This is a genomic window from Streptomyces wedmorensis (genome assembly GCF_000716445.1).
Lineage (GTDB): Bacteria > Actinomycetota > Actinomycetes > Streptomycetales > Streptomycetaceae > Streptomyces > Streptomyces wedmorensis.
In genome coordinates, this window is the sequence record NZ_JNWK01000006.1 from 101,236 (window position 1) to 117,798 (window position 16,563).

A 16,563-nucleotide genomic window follows, 5' to 3' on the forward strand; every position below is an offset into this window, starting at 1 on the left:
TCAGGCCTCCGTTCCGGTGCTCTCAGCCGGAGCGGCAGCGGCGGCGGGAGCCTCGGCCTTGGGGGCCTCGGCAGCCGGCGCGGACTGCTGCTGCGGCTTGCGGCCGCGGCCGCCACGCTCGCCACCGCGGCCACCACGGCCGGCCGGGCGGTCGCCAGCGCCGGCACCACGGGCCGGGCGGTTACCCGCACGGGCCGCAGCGTTCTCGGCGCGGACCTCGGCGATGTTCTTGACGTCGCCCTTGTAGATCCAGACCTTGACGCCAATGCGACCGAAGGTCGTCTTGGCCTCGAAGAAGCCGTAGTCCACGTTCGCGCGGAGCGTGTGCAGCGGCACACGACCCTCGCGGTAGAACTCCGAGCGGGACATCTCGGCGCCGCCGAGACGACCGCCACACTGGATCTTGATGCCCTTGGCGCCGGCCTTCATCGTGCCCTGCATGCTCTTACGCATGGCGCGACGGAAGGAGACGCGGGAGGAGAGCTGCTCGGCAACGGCCTGAGCGACCAGCTGGGCGTCCATCTCGGGGTTCTTGACCTCGAGGATGTTCAGCTGGACCTGCTTGCCCGTGAGCTTCTCGAGGTCACCGCGGATGCGGTCGGCCTCGGCGCCACGGCGGCCGATGACGATGCCGGGACGCGCGGTGTGGATGTCCACCCGCACGCGGTCACGGGTGCGCTCGATCTCAACCTTCGAGATGCCGGCGCGCTCCATGCCGGACGTCATCATCCGACGGATGGCGACGTCTTCCTTGACGTAGTCCTTGTACAGCTTGTCGGCGTACCAGCGGGACTTGAAGTCCGTGGTGATGCCGAGCCGGAACCCATGCGGGTTAACCTTCTGGCCCATTACCGGGTTCCTTCCTTGCTGCTGACGACCACGGTGATGTGGCTGGTCCGCTTACGGATCCGGTAGGCACGGCCCTGAGCACGCGGACGGAACCGCTTCAGGGTCGGGCCCTCATCCACGTACGCCTCGCTGATGACCAGCGAAGAGGCGTCGGTGTGGTCGTAGTTGTGCGCGGCGTTGGCGATGGCGCTGTCAAGCACCTTGCCAACCGGCACGCTCGCGGCCTGCGGGGCGAAACGCAGGACCGCCTGAGCCTCCGTGGCGTCCATGCCACGGATAAGGTCCACCACGCGGCGGGCCTTCATGGGCGTGACGCGGATGTACCGCGCCTGGGCCCTGGCTTCCATGGTTGTCCTTCCAGTGTCTGTCATGGTCATTCCACCCCGCTACTAGCGGCGCTTCGACTTCCGGTCGTCCTTCACGTGACCCCGGAAGGTGCGCGTCGGCGAGAACTCGCCGAGCTTGTGGCCGACCATCGACTCGGTGACAAACACCGGAATGTGGGTCTTGCCGTTGTGCACCGCGATCGTGTGGCCGAGCATGGCCGGGATGATCATCGAGCGACGGGACCAGGTCTTGATGACGTTCTTGGTACCGGCTTCGTTCTGGGCGTCCACCTTCTTGACGAGGTGGCCGTCGACGAAGGGTCCCTTCTTGAGACTGCGCGGCATCTAAACCCGCTCCTAGCGCTTCTTGTTCGTCTTGCGGCGGCGGACGATGTACTTGCTCGAAGCCTTCTTCGGCGAGCGAGTACGACCCTCCTTCTGACCCCACGGGGAGACCGGGTGACGACCACCGGAGGTCTTGCCCTCACCACCACCGTGCGGGTGGTCGACCGGGTTCATCGCCACACCGCGGACGGTCGGGCGAACGCCAAGCCAGCGCTTACGGCCGGCCTTGCCCCAGTTGATGTTCGACTGCTCGGCGTTGCCGACCTCGCCGATGGTGGCGCGGCAGCGGGCGTCGACGAGACGGATCTCACCGGACGGCATACGAAGGTGGGCCATCGTGCCCTCCTTCGCCAGCAGCTGCACGGAGGCACCAGCGGAGCGCGCGAACTTGGCACCGCCACCGGGACGGAGCTCGATCGCGTGGATCGTGGTACCGACCGGGATGTTGCGGAGCGCCAGGTTGTTGCCGGGCTTGATGTCAGCGCCGGGGCCGTTCTCGACGCGGTCACCCTGCGTCAGCCCCTTGGGGGCGATGATGTAGCGCTTCTCGCCGTCCAGGTAGTGGAGCAGCGCGATGCGCGCGGTGCGGTTGGGGTCGTACTCGATGTGAGCGACCTTGGCCGGCACGCCGTCCTTGTCGTGACGACGGAAGTCGATCACGCGGTAGGCGCGCTTGTGGCCGCCACCCTGGTGTCGAACCGTGATCCGACCGGTGTTGTTACGGCCGCCCTTGCTGTGCAGGGGGCGGACCAGCGACTTCTCCGGCGTGGACCGCGTGATCTCGACGAAGTCGGCTACGGAGGAGCCACGGCGGCCCGGCGTAGTCGGCTTGTACTTGCGGATTCCCATTTCTCAGTCCTCGTCCGATTCCGGACGATCCAGACCGCCGTTAGGCGGTCGGACCGCCGAAGATGTCGATACGGTTACCCTCGGCAAGGGTCACGATGGCGCGCTTGGTGTCCTTGCGCTTACCGAAACCGGCCTTGGTGCGCTTGCGCTTGCCCTGGCGGTTGATCGTGTTGACCCCGGTGACCTTGACCGAGAAGACCGCCTCGACGGCCTGCTTGATCTGAGTCTTGTTGGAGCCAGGCGCGACGATGAACGTGTACTTGTTCTCGTCCAGCAGGGCGTAGCTCTTCTCGGAGACGACCGGCTTGATCAGAATGTCGCGCGGGTCCGAGAAGGTCTTGCTGGTGACGACGGCCTCAGTCATCAGGCGTCGCTCCCTTCGGTCTCAACGGTCTGGGGGCCAGACACGAAAGACTCGAGGGCGGCCTGGGTGAAGACCACGTCGTCAGAGACGATCACGTCGTACGTGTTGAGCTGGCCCGGCTCCAGGATGTGCACCTGGGGCAGGTTACGAGCGGACAGCCACGCGGCCTCGTCGGAGCGCTCGACGACCAGGAGCAGGTTCTTGCGCTCCGAGATCTTGCCGAACAGCGTCTTCGCGGCCTTGGTGGAGACCTCACCCTCGACCACGCCGGTGACGACGTGGATGCGGGAGTGGTTCGCCCGGTCCGAGAGGGCACCGCGGAGGGCGGCGGCCTTCATCTTCTTCGGGGTCCGCTGCGAGTAGTCACGCGGCTGCGGGCCGTGGACGACGCCACCACCGGCGAACTGCGGGGCGCGGGTCGAACCCTGACGGGCGCGGCCGGTGCCCTTCTGGCGGTAAGGCTTCTTGCCACCACCGCGGACTTCGCCACGGGTCTTGGTCTTGTGCGTGCCCTGACGGGCCGCGGCCAGCTGCGCGACGACGACCTGGTGGATCAGCGGAACGCTGACCTTGGCGCCGAAGATCTCCGCGGGGAGCTCGACGGTCCCGGCCTTGTCGCCAGACGGCGAAAGGATGTCAATGGTGCTCATCGGTTCCTCAAACCCCCTTGGCCGCGGTGCGGACCAGGACGAGGCCACCGTTGGGGCCGGGGACGGCGCCCTTGATGAGCAGCAGACCCTTCTCGGCGTCAACGGCGTGGACGGTCAGGTTCTGGGTGGTCACACGCTCGTTGCCCATGCGACCGGCCATGCGCATGCCCTTGAAGACACGGCCCGGGGTGGCGCAGCCACCGATCGAACCGGGCTTGCGGTGCACGCGGTGGGCACCGTGCGAAGCCTTGCCACCACGGAAGTTGTGGCGCTTCATGACACCGGCGAAGCCCTTGCCCTTGCTCTTGCCGGTGACGTCGACCTTCACGCCGGCCTCGAAGAGCTCGGCGGTGATCTCCTGGCCGAGCGTGTACTCGGAGGCGTCAGCGGTGCGGAGCTCCACCAGGTGGCGGCGCGGGGTGACGTCGGCCTTGGCGAAGTGGCCCTTGAGGGGCTTGTTCACCTTGCGCGGGTCGATCTCGCCGAAGGCGATCTGGACCGACTCGTAGCCGTCGACGTCGTTCGTACGCACCTGGGTCACGACATTGGGGCCGGCCTTGACGACGGTCACCGGGACGACCCGGTTGTTCTCGTCCCAGACCTGCGTCATGCCGAGCTTCTCGCCCAGGATGCCCTTGATGTTCTTAGCCATCTCGCGCGCCCTCAGAGCTTGATCTCGATGTCAACGCCCGCCGGGAGGTCGAGGCGCATGAGCGAGTCAACCGTCTTCGGCGTGGGGTCGAGGATGTCGATGAGGCGCTTGTGCGTGCGCATCTCGAAGTGCTCGCGCGAGTCCTTGTACTTGTGCGGCGACTTGATGACGCAGTACACGTTCTTCTCAGTGGGCAGCGGCACCGGGCCCGCGACCGACGCACCAGTGCGGGTCACCGTCTCGACGATCTTCTTCGCCGAGGAGTCGATGACCTCGTGGTCGTAGGCCTTGAGCCGGATGCGGATCTTCTGTCCCGCCATGGCTACTAGTAGTCCTTTGTCTCGTAACGCTCTGTCTCGCCGGTCGGTTCGCGTCCTACCTCCGACCCACGCGGTCGGGCGTGTCGCACTCCCTCTACGCAGAAATCCCAGAGGATTTCCCAACCAAGGGGGTGCGGTCACCAGGACCGCGAGTCGGGGGCCGAACACCCACCGGGAGCCTGGCCGGCACCCCGCTGACGCTTCCCAGAAGATTCCCGTACGTCCGACCCGAGGGGTCGACGAGTACTGTGGGACTCGCTTCCGGTCCTCCCGACGGGAGGCGCGCAGCATCGGCACTCAACCGAGCAACCCCGACAGTCTGCCATACGCGGCCTTCTCGCCGCCAATCGGGATCGAAGACTGTACCCCACGTCACGTAGCGGTAAGCGCCGAGGCGCACACGCCGGCGCCCGAGGTCTCTCAGCCGAGCCGCCGCGCCCGTTCCGTCAGGTGCCGGCGTTCGGGTGCGCTCGTCGTGTGGCGGGCCGCCTCCCGGTACGCGTCGGCCGCGGACTCCTTGTCGCCGAGGAGTTCGAGGAGGTGCGCGCGGGTCGCGAGGAGGCGGTGGTGACGGGCCAGCCGCCGGTCCTCCGCCAGACCGTCCAGGAGGTCGAGGCCGGCCCGTGGGCCGTGCACCATCGCGACCGCGACCGCGCGGTTGAGGGTGATCATCGGGTTCGGTCCGGTGCGCTCCAGGAGTTCGTACAGCGCGAGGATCTGCGGCCAGTCCGTGGCCTCGGCGGACCCCGCCTCGTCGTGGACGGCCGCGATCGCCGCCTGGAGCTGGTACGGGCCCACCTCGCCGCGCGGCAGGGTGCGGCTGATCAGCTCGACGCCCTCCTCGACCAGCCGGGCGTCCCAGCTCCCCCGGTCCTGCTCGGCGAGCGGGACCAGCTCGCCGTGCGGGCCCGTGCGGGCGGGGCGGCGGGCGTCCGTGAGCAGCATGAGGGCGAGCAGACCGGCCGTCTCGGTGTCGTCGGGGACGAGCCCGTGCAGGAGCCGGGTGAGGCGGATCGCCTCCGTGGACAGCTCGGGCGCCGTGAGCACGTCGCCGCCGCTGGCCGTGTACCCCTCGTTGAAGACGAGGTACAGCACGTGCCGCACCTCGGCCAGCCGCTCCGTGCGGTCCGTGCCTTCGGGCAGCGCCAGGGACCATCCGCCGGCCTTGATCGTCTGCTTCGCGCGGCTGATCCGCTGCGCCATGGTCGACTCGGGCACGAGGAACGCGGCGGCGATCTGCGCGGTGGTGAGGCCGCCGACCGCGCGCAGGGTGAGCGCGATCCGGCTGGGCGGCGAGAGCTCGGGACGGCAGCAGAGGAACAGCAGCGACAGGGAGTCGTCCCGGTCGCTGCCCGGGGTGTCGTCCGCGGCGTGCGCGAGCAGCTCGGAGGCCGGGGTGGCGAGCGCGACGGCGTCCTCGCGGCGCCTGCGCGCGGACTCGCTGCGCACCAGGTCGACGTACCGGCGGGCGGCGACGGTGAGGAGCCAGCCGCGCGGGTGGTCGGGGACCCCGTCCGCGGGCCACTGCCGGGCCGCGGCGATCAGGGCCTCCTGGACGGCGTCCTCGCACAGGTCGAAGTCGGCGTACCGGCGGACGAGCGCGCCGAGGACCTGCGGCGCGTACGTGCGCAGCAGGTCCTCGGTCTCGTGCGGGCGCGTCACACGTCCGCCGCGGACTCGTGCAGGACCGGCCACAGCTCGACGGGGTCGACGTCCGCGAAAGGCATGTCGGCGGCGATCTCCTGGGCCCGCTCCGGGCTCGCGCAGTCGAGCAGGTAGAAGCTGGCCAGGTACTCCTTGGTCTCCAGGTACGGGCCGTCGGTGACCGCCGGGGCGCCGCCCTCGCGGCGTACGAGCCGGGCGGCGGCCGCGTCCGCGAGTCCGTACGCGCCGATCAGCTCGCCGCTCTCCCGGTACTTGCGGTTGAAGGCCTCCTGCCGGGCGATCGCCTCCGGCCAGGCCTCGGCGGGGAAGGAGTCCCACTTGGCCTGGTTGCCGTAGATCATCGCGACGTACTTCATCTCGGGTGTCCTCCCCGTCCGGCGCGCCCCTGTGGCGTGCTGTCACCCCTGGGTCGTAGCCCGTGGCGTGCGCTCGACATCCGTGCGCGGAGTTTTTCGAAGATCTTTTCCGCGGAGATCCTCTCAGCGAGGGGCCTATTCGTACACAACCACGAGTGCCGGATATCCGTCTTGCAAACGACCCATGTACCGAAGGGACGGATCCCGCACGTGACCACTCCTCGCCGCCGCGCGGTGCTCGCCGCCACCCTCGCGGTCACCGCGGCCGCCACCGGCTGTTCCGTACCGGAGCCGCGGCGGACCGCGCCGACCGCCGACCCGGCGCCGGGGAAGCCGATCTCGACGGCCGGGGAGCGGCGGGCGCTGCTCATGCAGTTCTCCGCGCATCCCGACGACGACCTGTACTTCATGAATCCGGACAGCCAGCGGCTGCTCGACTCCGGGGTCCCGCTGGTCTCCGTGTACGTGACGGCCGGCGAGCACACCGGCCGGAACCGGATCGCGGGGATGCCCGAGACTCCCCCGGACCGGGCCGCCTACTCCGCCGCCCGCCACCAGGGCCTTCGGCAGGCGTACGCCGAGGCGCTCGGGCTTCCGAGGTTCACGCCCTGGCGGCGCGAGGTGCTGACGCTCCCCGGCGGGCGGCGGGCGGAGGCCGACATCCTCACCCGCGGCGCCCGCCGGGTCGAGCTGGTCTTCCTCAACCTGCCGATGCACACCGTCCGCCGGTACATGGCCCTGCCCGCGCTCTGGCACGACCGGGCCCTGGAGCTGCGGACCCATCTGTCGGCGGGCTCGCCGGTGACCCGCGCGGACACCTACGACTACGACGGTCTCGTCGGCGTCCTCACCGGCCTGCTGCGGCGCTACCGGCCGACCGTGGTGCACACCCTGGATCCCGATCCGGACATCCAGGTCGGCGACGAGGCCGCCCGGCAGCGGGACTCCGAGCAGCCCGGGTACGCGGACCACGGCGACCACACGGCGGTCGCCTGCTTCACCTGGGCCGCGCTGAGCCGCTGGGTCACCGACTCGGTCCGGGACGGTGAGCCGATACCGGCGTTCGGCGCGACCGCCTTCCGCGGCTACTACAACCGGCACTGGCCCAAGAACCTCCCGCCGGAGGTCCTGAAGGAGAAGGCCGCCCGGCTGATCCCGTACGGCGGCGACCCGTCCTGGGAGTGCGGGAACCCCTCGGGCTGCGGCGACTACGGCGTCGGCGGCGACCGGCCGCTCACCAACCACAAGGGCTGGGTCCGCTCGACGCACCACCGCTGGGCGGGCGCCCGCCCGGCGGTCACCGAGGAGCCGGACGGCCGGCTCTCCGCGTACGGGGTCCTCGGACTGCGTGCGGTCCGGTGGCGCGAGTCCGCGCCCGGCAGCGGTACGGCGGCCGCGCGCGGCGGTACGCGGGGGGCCTCGGCGCCGGGCGGCGCCGGCTGGGGCGGGCCGGAGGACCTCGGCGGCGGCCCGCTCGCCCCGGCGCTCGGTGCGGCGGTGCTCGACGACGGCCGGCTGCTGCTCTTCGGCGTGCGGTTCGCCGCGCTCGACGGTCACGCCGGGCCGAACCGGCGCGAGCTGGTCCTCCTGGAGCAGCGCTCCCCCGGTGGCCCGTTCCTCGCCTGGCGCGGGCTCGGGAACCCGGAGCGCTCGGACGACCGAGGGCGCCGGATCGGTGCCCCGGTTGCGGTCACGGCCCCGGACGGCCGGGTCCATCTCTTCGTGCGGAACGCGGACAAGGGCGTGTCGACCAGGGTCAGGGCGGCCTCGGACGGGTCCTGGGGTCCCTGGCGGGCGCTCCCCGGGAACGCGGAGGTACAGGACGGCCTCGCGGTCTCCCTCGACGCGGCGGGCCGGGTGCACGTGTACGCGGCGGGGCGGGAGTCCGTACGCCACTGGGTGGACGGGGTGGAGCGGCCGGAGCGGCTGCCGCTCTCCGGTTCGACGGTGGCGACGGCCGGCGGCGAGCTGTTCCACCGGCCGCCGGCGGCCGCCGGGCTGCTCGGCCCCGCGGGCGACGCCGGGTTCGACGGGTACGGGGACGTGGTCGCCGCGCGGTCGGCCGCGCTCGGCACGGTGCTGCTCGGCACGGACCGGCACGGTCGCGTCCAGGTGCGGGCGGGCGGGCGGCTGCGGACGCGTACGACCGGAGCCGCGGCGGTCACGGCCGCGCTCCACCTGGGCGCCCGCGGAGCGACGGTGGTGGGCCTCGGCCCGGACGGACACCCGTGGAGCTGGCAGCCGTAGGACGTGGCCGGCGGGCCCCGGGAACGCGGTCGGCGGGCCCGGGGAACGCGGTCGGCGGGCCCGGGGAACGCGGTCGGCGGCCGTGGGCCGTACGGGAACGCGAGAAGGCCCCGCACCTTTCGGTGCGGGGCCTTCCCTTACTGCTCAGCAGCTCGTACGAGCTACCAGGTCAGTTCAAGATCAGGCAGTGATCTTGACGACCTGGCCGGCGCCGACGGTCCGGCCACCCTCACGGATGGCGAACTTGAGGCCCTCCTCCATGGCGATGGGCTGGATCAGCTCAACGCTCATGGCGGTGTTGTCGCCCGGCATGACCATCTCGGTGCCCTCGGGGAGGGTCACGACGCCGGTCACGTCCGTGGTACGGAAGTAGAACTGCGGGCGGTAGTTGTTGAAGAACGGGGTGTGACGGCCACCCTCGTCCTTCGACAGGATGTACGCCTGCGCCTCGAAGTTGGTGTGAGGCGTGACCGAGCCCGGCTTGATGATGACCTGGCCGCGCTCGACATCCTCGCGCTTGATGCCACGGAGGAGCAGACCGACGTTCTCACCGGCCTGGCCCTCGTCGAGCAGCTTGCGGAACATCTCGATACCGGTGACCGTGGTGGTGGTCTTCTCGGTCTTGATGCCGATGATGTCGACGGTCTCGTTGACCTTGAGGACACCGCGCTCGATACGACCGGTGACGACGGTGCCACGACCGGTGATCGTGAAGACGTCCTCGATCGGCATCAGGAACGGCTTGTCGACGTCACGCTCGGGCTGCGGGATGGACTCGTCCACCGCGTGCATGAGGCCGAGGAGCTTCTCGCCCCACTCCTTGTCGCCCTCGAGCGCCTTGAGCGCCGAGACGCGGACGACCGGCAGGTCGTCGCCCGGGAACTCGTACTCGGAGAGGAGCTCACGAACCTCGAGCTCGACGAGCTCCAGGATCTCCTCGTCGTCCACCATGTCGGCCTTGTTCAGGGCGACGACGATGTACGGAACGCCGACCTGGCGGGCCAGGAGCACGTGCTCCTTGGTCTGCGGCATCGGGCCGTCGGTGGCGGCGACCACGAGGATGGCGCCGTCCATCTGCGCCGCACCCGTGATCATGTTCTTGATGTAGTCAGCGTGACCGGGGCAGTCGACGTGCGCGTAGTGACGCGACTCCGTCTGGTACTCGACGTGCGCGATCGAGATCGTGATACCGCGCTGGCGCTCCTCGGGAGCCTTGTCGATCTGGTCGAAGGCCGAGGCCTCGTTCAGGTCCGGGTACGCGTCATGCAGCACCTTGGTAATGGCGGCCGTGAGGGTCGTCTTACCGTGGTCGATGTGACCGATGGTGCCGATGTTGACGTGCGGCTTAGTCCGCTCGAACTTCGCCTTCGCCACTGGGGTCCTCCTGGAGTGGTTCTGAACGCCTTGCTTCATCGGCGCCAGGTGATCTTTGCTGGGATGCCAGTCGCCGGGGCCCGGTTCCTCGGGGTTCCGGGGCCGAGCCCCGACGACTGGTGTCAAGCCTAAAGCGTGAACTCGGGAGAGTTACTCGCCCTTGGCCTTCGCGATGATCTCCTCGGCGACGTTCCGCGGAACCTCGGCGTAGGAGTCGAACTGCATCGAGTAGCTTGCGCGACCCGAGGTCTTGCTGCGGAGGTCGCCGACGTAGCCGAACATCTCCGACAGGGGCACGAGGCCCCGCACGACGCGAGCGCCGCTGCGCTCCTCCATGGCCTGAATCTGACCACGGCGGGAGTTGATGTCGCCGATGACCTCACCCATGTAGTCCTCGGGCGTGACGACCTCAACGGCCATCATCGGCTCAAGGATGACGGGGGAAGCCTTGCGCGCGGCCTCCTTGAAGGCCTGCGAACCGGCGATCTTGAACGCGAGCTCGGAGGAGTCGACCTCGTGGTAGGCACCGTCGAGAAGGATGACGCGGACGCCAGTCATCTCGTAGCCGGCCAGGATGCCGAACTGCATGGCCTCCTGCGCACCCGCGTCGACCGAAGGGATGTACTCCTTCGGGATGCGGCCACCGGTGACCTTGTTCACGAACTCGTAGGAGGCGTCGCCACCCTCGATGGGCTCGATCGCGATCTGCACCTTGGCGAACTGACCGGTACCACCGGTCTGCTTCTTGTGGGTGTAGTCCACGCGCTCGACGGCCTTGCGGATCGTCTCGCGGTACGCGACCTGCGGCTTGCCGACGTTCGCCTCGACCTTGAACTCGCGACGCATACGGTCGACGAGGATGTCGAGGTGAAGCTCGCCCATACCACCGATGATGGTCTGGCCGGTCTCCTCGTCCGAGTGAACCTGGAAGGAGGGGTCCTCCTCCGCGAGACGCTGGATGGCGACACCCAGCTTCTCCTGGTCACCCTTGGACTTGGGCTCGATGGCGACCTGAATGACCGGCGCCGGGAAGTCCATGGACTCCAGGATGACCGGGTTCTTGTCGTCACACAGCGTCTCACCGGTGGTGGTCTGCTTGAGGCCCATGACGGCGACGATGTCGCCGGCGCCCACCGAGTCGATCTCCTCACGCTTGTTCGCGTGCATGCGGTAGATCTTGCCGATGCGCTCCTTCTTGCCCTTGACGGAGTTCAGCACCGCGGTGCCGGCCTCCAGGCGACCGGAGTAGATCCGGACGAAGGTGAGCTTGCCGAGGTGCGGGTCGCTCGCGATCTTGAACGCGAGGGCCGACAGCGGCTCGTCGTCGGACGGCTTGCGCTTGACGACAAGCTCGGCGTCCTTGACGTCGTGACCCTCGATGGCCTCGACGTCCAGGGGCGACGGCAGGTAACGGACGACAGCGTCGAGCAGGGGCTGAACGCCCTTGTTCTTGAACGCGGTGCCACAGAAGACGGGGGTGACCGTCTTCTCGCCGTTGCCCTTGCCGGAAGCGATGGTGATGCGACGGACAGCCGCGTACAGCTGCTCCTCGGTGGGCTCGACGCCCTCGAGGAAGAGCTCCATGAGCTCCTCGTCGTTCTCCGCGACGGTCTCGACGAGCTTGGCGCGGTACTCCTCGGCCTGCTCGAGCTTGTCCGCCGGGATGTCGACGACGTCGTACATCTCGCCCTTGCTGGCCTCGGCGGACCAGACAAGCGCCTTCATGCGGACCAGGTCGATGACGCCCTGGAAGTCCATCTCGGCACCGATGGGGAGCTGCATGACGATCGGGACGGCGCCGAGGCGGTCCACGATCATGTCGACGCAGCGGAGGAACTCGGCGCCCGTACGGTCGAGCTTGTTGACGAAGCAGATACGCGGCACGCCGTAGCGGTCCGCCTGACGCCAGACAGTCTCGGACTGGGGCTCGACGCCGGCCACACCGTCGAACACGGTGACAGCACCGTCGAGCACGCGCAGCGAACGCTCCACCTCGACGGTGAAGTCGACGTGACCCGGCGTGTCGATGATGTTGATCGTGTGATCGACATTCTCGAGCGGCCAGTGGCAGGTCGTCGCGGCAGACGTGATCGTGATGCCGCGCTCCTGCTCCTGCTCCATCCAGTCCATCGTGGCAGCGCCGTCGTGGACTTCACCGATCTTGTACGAGACACCGGTGTAGAACAGGATCCGCTCGGTGGTGGTCGTCTTGCCCGCGTCGATGTGAGCCATGATGCCGATGTTGCGCACCTTGGCAAGGTCAAGCGAAGTGGTAGCCATATCGGCTCAGTCTTCTCTCGGTCTCGATGTGGGTTGCGACTACCAGCGGTAGTGCGCGAAGGCCTTGTTGGACTCGGCCATCTTGTGCGTGTCCTCGCGCTTCTTGACCGCAGCGCCAAGACCGTTGGAGGCGTCGAGGAGCTCGTTCATGAGGCGCTCGGTCATGGTCTTCTCGCGACGGGCGCGGGAGTAACCGACGAGCCAGCGGAGGGCCAGCGTGGACGCGCGGCCCGGCTTGACCTCGATCGGCACCTGGTAGGTGGCGCCACCGACACGGCGGGACTTGACCTCGAGGGCCGGCTTGACGTTCTCGAGAGCGCGCTTCAGCGTGATGACCGGGTCCTGGCCGGTCTTCTCGCGAAGACCCTCCATGGCGCCGTACACGATGCGCTCGGCGGTGGAACGCTTGCCGTCCAGCAGGATCTTGTTGATCAGCGAGGTGACAAGAGGAGAGCTGTAGACCGGGTCGATGATGACCGGGCGCTTCGGGGCGGGGCCCTTACGAGGCATTCTTACTTCTCCTTCTTGGCGCCGTAGCGGCTGCGAGCCTGCTTACGGTTCTTGACGCCCTGCGTGTCGAGGGAACCGCGGATGATCTTGTAACGAACACCCGGCAGGTCCTTCACACGGCCACCACGCACGAGCACGATGGAGTGCTCCTGCAGGTTGTGACCCTCACCCGGGATGTAGGCCGTGACCTCGATGCCCGAGGTCAGACGCACACGCGCGACCTTACGGAGGGCCGAGTTCGGCTTCTTCGGGGTGGTCGTGAACACACGCGTGCAGACGCCGCGACGCTGAGGGGAACCCTCGAGTGCGGGCGTCTTGTTCTTCTCGACCTTGTCCTGCCGGCCCTTACGGACCAGCTGCTGGATCGTAGGCACTACTTCTCCGGTTTCTGTGTGCCGTCGGTAAAACTAACCTGGAACATTCACCGACCCACGCGGTCGGGTGTGTCGAATCTCGCGGACCTCCGCACGAGGCGGAAAAGGCGCGGATCACGGTGGCCGATATATGACTCGCTGTGCGGTTGAGGACACGCACACGAGCCCAGGCACACCCCAGGCACAAGGCATGAGCGTACCTACCGCATGGACTCCGGTCAAAACAAATGCCCACGCGCGAGAGTCCCGGCGGCCCCGGAGAGGGCCGCCGGTCGCGGCCCGTGCCGATCGGTCGCGATCAGTCGCGCGCGGTGCGCCTCGGTTCGACCGACGCCTGGGCGTCCGCGCCCTCCACGTCCGGCTCCAGGAACTGGTTCACGACCTTGACGAAGACGCCCAGGCGCTCGTCGGGGACGCCGAGCCAGCGGGCGAAGTCCTCCATGGTCGGCTGCCAGTCGCTGGGCGGCAGCAGGTCGGCCGCCAGCGGGAGCTCCTCGGGGGACACCCGGCCGGACCGGATCAGCATGTCGCGGACGGAGACCCCGAGCAGGGGCGCGATCCGGCGCATGGTCTCCAGGTCCGGCATGCTCTGCCGCTGCAGCAGCCGCGTGACGGCCGCGCGGTGCACTCCGGCCTCGTCCGCGATGCGGGACTTCCCGCCACCGCGGGGGCTGTCGATGTCGTATCCGCGCGCCCGCATCAGGCCCTCGACCCAGCCTGCGAACTCGTCGAGCCCTTGAGTGCTCATGTGTAAACCGCTCCTCGCTCCCCCACCCTCCGGATCCCATACCTTAGCGTGCTTGCGCGCGCGGAATTACGTGCTTTCGGGCACGCAATCGTGTCGAATCGGTGAAGGGCAGCTCACGGGCGTGACGATTTTTGTTGCGCGCTCGCACGCAACGTGTAAGTCTGGCTCGCCGCCGCACTCGTCGGCCCCCCTGAGCCACAGGAGCCCCACCGGCCCCACTGGTCCCGGGGAGGCCCGGACCGTGGAGAACTCCCTTGTTCCATCCCGACCCGTCCCCCTGGCAAGCCTCCGCCGCGTGCGCCGGCCTCGCCCCGTCCGTCGTCTTCGCCCGCCGCGCCAAGGAGGCGGCCCCGGCCCTGCGGGCCTGCGCCGACTGCCCCGTACGCCGTGAGTGCGAGGCGGCCGTGGCCCCGGCCGAGAGCTACTTCGACGGCGTCTGCGCCGGCCGCCTCTGGCGCAACGGCCGCCCGGCGGACGCGCAGCGCGTCGCCAAGGCGGTCGCGCTGGTGGGGAGCGGCCGCCGTGGCTGACCGGACCGAGACCACCGGCGACTCCGCCCACGCCCACCGCAACGACACGTCCGCCCCCGCCGCCGGCCGGACCGTCGAGGTCGTCCTGCGGGACATCACGCTCTGGACCGCCTCCCTCGTACGGCAGTTCCCCGAGCTGTCCGAGGAGTTGGCGCCCGGCCGCAGCGCCCCCGCCGGCACCCAGCCCACCGCCCCGCACCCGGGCCGCGACGAGCTGATCCGCGCCGAGCGGCGCGAGGCGCTGCTGCTCGAACAGCGGCACGGCCTTTCCGTACCCGGGCACGGCGCCGCCCCCATCCGGCTGCACATCTCCGACGCCATCCGGGACATCACCGACGGCGTCGTCGAGCTGGAGGAGGCGGTCTGCGCCCGCCTCCTGCTGCCCCGGCCGCGCCGGGCCGGCGTGATCGAGCGGCTGCGCCGGATCGTCGGGCTGCTCGACGCCGTCGCCGGGCACCCGGACCTCGCCCGGCACGTCCGCGACGAGATCCGCCGGATGGCCCGCCGCTGCGCCCGCACGCTCGGCGACGCGGAGACGGTCGTACGGGTGACGGGCCGCTGCCCCTGGTGCGACTCGGTGTCGCTGCGGGCGTTCCCGGACCGCCGGGCCGTCCTGTGCGTCAACCCGGCGTGCGTCTGCACGGACTCGGCGTGCGGCTGCCAGGACGACCCCGCGTACCGGCACCTGTGGGCCGAGGAGCAGTGGGAGGAGCTGTCGGAGGCCTCGGGGACGCGTACCGAGGAGATCGAAGCGGCGATGGACGACACGAAGGAAACCGGATGCTGAGCTCGCCCGCACTGCCCGCGCTGCCCGCGCTGATCCCCGGGCCGCTCGCCGCCGAGGAGGCCGGCGTCGCGCCCGCGACGATCCGCAAGTGGGTCCAGCTGGGCCATCTGCGGGCGGCGGGCCGGGCCGGCCGGGCCCAGCTCTTCCGCCTGGAGGACGTCTTCGCGGCCGAGCGGCTGGCCCGCCGCCGGCCCCGTACCGCCTGAGCCCCACCCCCTCGTTCCCGAAGCGCCCCGCGTCCCTCCCGGACGCGGGGCGCTTCGTCGTGTCCCGGGAGGCGTCCTCGGGAGGCGTCCTCGGGAGGCGTCCTCGGGAGGTGTCCTCGGGAGGCCGTCGTCTCAGGAAGCCGCGAGGAAGGCGCGCAGCGAGTCGACCATCGCGTCGGCGAACCCGTCGCGCACCGGCTCGGGGACCCGGTCCAGGGAGAGGTACGGGTTGAGGTCCTCCAGCTCGACGAGGAGCAGCTCGCCCCCGGGGGCGCGGCAGGCGTCGACGCGCTGGACGCCGTGGTCGAGGGTGTTCCAGTCGACGAAGCGGCGGGCGAACGCGAGGTCCTCGGCGGTCGGTTCGTACGGTTCCAGGACCCAGCGGCGCTCGGGGTCGGGGGCGTACAGGGCGTACTGGAAGCGGTCGTCGACGAAGTAGAAGGACACCTCGTACCGGAAGTCGACGCGGGGCTGGACGAGCAGCTCGCCGTACGGCAGGCCGGCGAGCTCCTCGTGCGCCAGGAAGCGCAGGCCTATGGAGTCGGCGCCCGCCTTGGGCTTGACCGCGTACCGCGCGGCCTCGGGCAGCAGGTGCAGGTCCTCGGCCCGGTCGACGGTGGGGATGACGGGGTACCCGGCGGCCGTCAGGTCCAGGAGGTACTGCTTGCCCGCCATGTCGCCGCGGCCGTGCAGCGGGTTGTAGACGCGGGTGCCGAGTGCGGTCGCCCGCTCGCGGAAGGCGTCGTACGCCTCCTGGTAGCCGAGGACCGGGCCGCTGTTGCGGACGACCACGGCGTCGAAGCCCTCCATGAGCGCGGCCGCGTCGAGCGGGTGGCACAGCGCCAGGTCGAAGTCCTCGCGCAGCCGCGCGGTCAGGTGGATGTCCTCGTCGCAGTAGCGGCGCCCCCGGGCCGGGTAGGCCAGGTCGGTCACGTACAGCAGGCGGGCGCGGTCGGCGGCCACGGGCGACTCCCTCGGTTCGGTGGCGGCCAACCTATCGAGCGGGCGTTTTCCCTTGTCGAGGCGGTGTTCCCCCGGTTCCGGCGGATGGGCTCCCGACGGTCCGGGGGCATGAGCCTCCGAACTAGTTGCGTGCGCGCACGCTCTCTGTCACAGTTGGTGCAGCGGCGG

Annotated in this window: 20 protein-coding genes; 4 read left to right on the forward strand and 16 right to left on the reverse strand. The window is 69.7% G+C overall.

The genetic code is table 11. The features are described from left to right. The 10 genes from rpsC to OO54_RS06995 form a co-directional block, all read right to left on the reverse strand. Complete coding sequence (gene rpsC / locus OO54_RS06950; RefSeq protein ID WP_033201982.1) at nt 1–849, reverse strand: 30S ribosomal protein S3; 849 nt, start codon at nt 847–849, stop codon at nt 1–3. After that, complete coding sequence (gene rplV / locus OO54_RS06955) at nt 849–1,196, reverse strand: 50S ribosomal protein L22 (protein ID WP_004571827.1); 348 nt, start codon at nt 1,194–1,196, stop codon at nt 849–851. The genes rpsC and rplV overlap by 1 nt, the downstream gene beginning before the upstream one ends. A 42-nt stretch (nt 1,197–1,238) precedes the next feature. Continuing rightward, the gene (rpsS, locus tag OO54_RS06960; RefSeq protein WP_015035577.1) at nt 1,239–1,520 is read right to left on the reverse strand and encodes a 30S ribosomal protein S19; all 282 of its coding nucleotides are present in this window, start codon (nt 1,518–1,520) and stop codon (nt 1,239–1,241) included. Nucleotides 1,521–1,532: 12 nt separating this feature from the next. Further along, nucleotides 1,533–2,369: a 50S ribosomal protein L2 gene (rplB, locus tag OO54_RS06965; protein WP_017239576.1), complete on the reverse strand. Its 837-nt coding sequence runs from the start codon at nt 2,367–2,369 to the stop codon at nt 1,533–1,535. A 40-nt stretch (nt 2,370–2,409) separates the two neighbouring features. Beyond that, entirely contained in the window at nt 2,410–2,733 is a 324-nt protein-coding gene (gene rplW / locus OO54_RS06970) for a 50S ribosomal protein L23 (protein WP_015035575.1), read from the reverse strand. After that, the gene (rplD, locus tag OO54_RS06975; RefSeq protein WP_017239575.1) at nt 2,733–3,383 is read right to left on the reverse strand and encodes a 50S ribosomal protein L4; all 651 of its coding nucleotides are present in this window, start codon (nt 3,381–3,383) and stop codon (nt 2,733–2,735) included. The genes rplW and rplD overlap by 1 nt, the downstream gene beginning before the upstream one ends. A gap of 7 nt (nt 3,384–3,390) precedes the next feature. Beyond that, complete coding sequence (gene rplC, locus OO54_RS06980; protein WP_017239574.1) at nt 3,391–4,035, reverse strand: 50S ribosomal protein L3; 645 nt, start codon at nt 4,033–4,035, stop codon at nt 3,391–3,393. Between the two features lie 11 nt (nt 4,036–4,046). Next, complete coding sequence (gene rpsJ / locus OO54_RS06985; protein WP_003948644.1) at nt 4,047–4,355, reverse strand: 30S ribosomal protein S10; 309 nt, start codon at nt 4,353–4,355, stop codon at nt 4,047–4,049. 420 nt (nt 4,356–4,775) lie between these two features. Further along, complete coding sequence (locus OO54_RS06990; protein ID WP_033201983.1) at nt 4,776–6,017, reverse strand: RNA polymerase sigma factor; 1,242 nt, start codon at nt 6,015–6,017, stop codon at nt 4,776–4,778. Continuing rightward, nucleotides 6,014–6,376 (reverse strand): YciI family protein, encoded by a 363-nt coding sequence (locus OO54_RS06995; protein WP_033201984.1) that lies wholly within the window; start codon nt 6,374–6,376, stop codon nt 6,014–6,016. Before OO54_RS06995 ends, OO54_RS06990 begins: the two co-directional genes overlap by 4 nt. 210 nt (nt 6,377–6,586) lie before the next feature. Here OO54_RS06995 and OO54_RS07000 point away from each other — a divergent pair, with 210 nt between their 5' ends. Next, complete coding sequence (locus tag OO54_RS07000) at nt 6,587–8,623, forward strand: PIG-L family deacetylase (RefSeq protein WP_200146735.1); 2,037 nt, start codon at nt 6,587–6,589, stop codon at nt 8,621–8,623. 180 nt (nt 8,624–8,803) lie between these two features. On the opposite strand, the gene tuf is transcribed toward OO54_RS07000, so the two are convergent. From tuf to OO54_RS07025, 5 genes are all read right to left on the reverse strand, one after another. Next, the gene (gene tuf, locus OO54_RS07005; protein ID WP_033201985.1) at nt 8,804–9,997 is read right to left on the reverse strand and encodes an elongation factor Tu; all 1,194 of its coding nucleotides are present in this window, start codon (nt 9,995–9,997) and stop codon (nt 8,804–8,806) included. Between the two features lie 150 nt (nt 9,998–10,147). After that, nucleotides 10,148–12,277: an elongation factor G gene (gene fusA / locus OO54_RS07010; protein WP_033201986.1), complete on the reverse strand. Its 2,130-nt coding sequence runs from the start codon at nt 12,275–12,277 to the stop codon at nt 10,148–10,150. Nucleotides 12,278–12,316: 39 nt separating this feature from the next. Beyond that, nucleotides 12,317–12,787, reverse strand: coding sequence for a 30S ribosomal protein S7 (gene rpsG, locus OO54_RS07015; RefSeq protein ID WP_015035567.1), 471 nt, complete (start codon nt 12,785–12,787; stop codon nt 12,317–12,319). Between the two features lie 2 nt (nt 12,788–12,789). After that, nucleotides 12,790–13,161, reverse strand: coding sequence for a 30S ribosomal protein S12 (gene rpsL, locus OO54_RS07020; protein WP_003948652.1), 372 nt, complete (start codon nt 13,159–13,161; stop codon nt 12,790–12,792). Nucleotides 13,162–13,459: 298 nt separating this feature from the next. Continuing rightward, nucleotides 13,460–13,909, reverse strand: a complete 450-nt coding sequence (locus OO54_RS07025; RefSeq protein WP_033201987.1) for a helix-turn-helix domain-containing protein — start codon at nt 13,907–13,909, stop codon at nt 13,460–13,462. A gap of 254 nt (nt 13,910–14,163) precedes the next feature. Between OO54_RS07025 and OO54_RS07030 the strand changes: the two genes are divergently transcribed. From OO54_RS07030 to OO54_RS07040, 3 genes are read left to right on the forward strand one after another with little or no spacing between them, the layout of a single operon-like run. After that, complete coding sequence (locus OO54_RS07030; RefSeq protein WP_017239569.1) at nt 14,164–14,439, forward strand: WhiB family transcriptional regulator; 276 nt, start codon at nt 14,164–14,166, stop codon at nt 14,437–14,439. Next, entirely contained in the window at nt 14,432–15,226 is a 795-nt protein-coding gene (locus tag OO54_RS07035) for a hypothetical protein (RefSeq protein ID WP_078905084.1), read from the forward strand. Before OO54_RS07030 ends, OO54_RS07035 begins: the two co-directional genes overlap by 8 nt. Beyond that, nucleotides 15,220–15,432: a MerR family transcriptional regulator gene (locus tag OO54_RS07040; RefSeq protein ID WP_033201988.1), complete on the forward strand. Its 213-nt coding sequence runs from the start codon at nt 15,220–15,222 to the stop codon at nt 15,430–15,432. The genes OO54_RS07035 and OO54_RS07040 overlap by 7 nt, the downstream gene beginning before the upstream one ends. Before the next feature lie 132 nt (nt 15,433–15,564). On the opposite strand, the gene OO54_RS07045 is transcribed toward OO54_RS07040, so the two are convergent. Continuing rightward, nucleotides 15,565–16,395 carry an ATP-grasp domain-containing protein gene (locus OO54_RS07045; RefSeq protein WP_033201989.1) on the reverse strand — a complete coding sequence of 277 codons (831 nt, stop codon included), beginning with the start codon at nt 16,393–16,395 and terminating at the stop codon, nt 15,565–15,567. Nucleotides 16,396–16,563 lie beyond the last annotated feature (168 nt).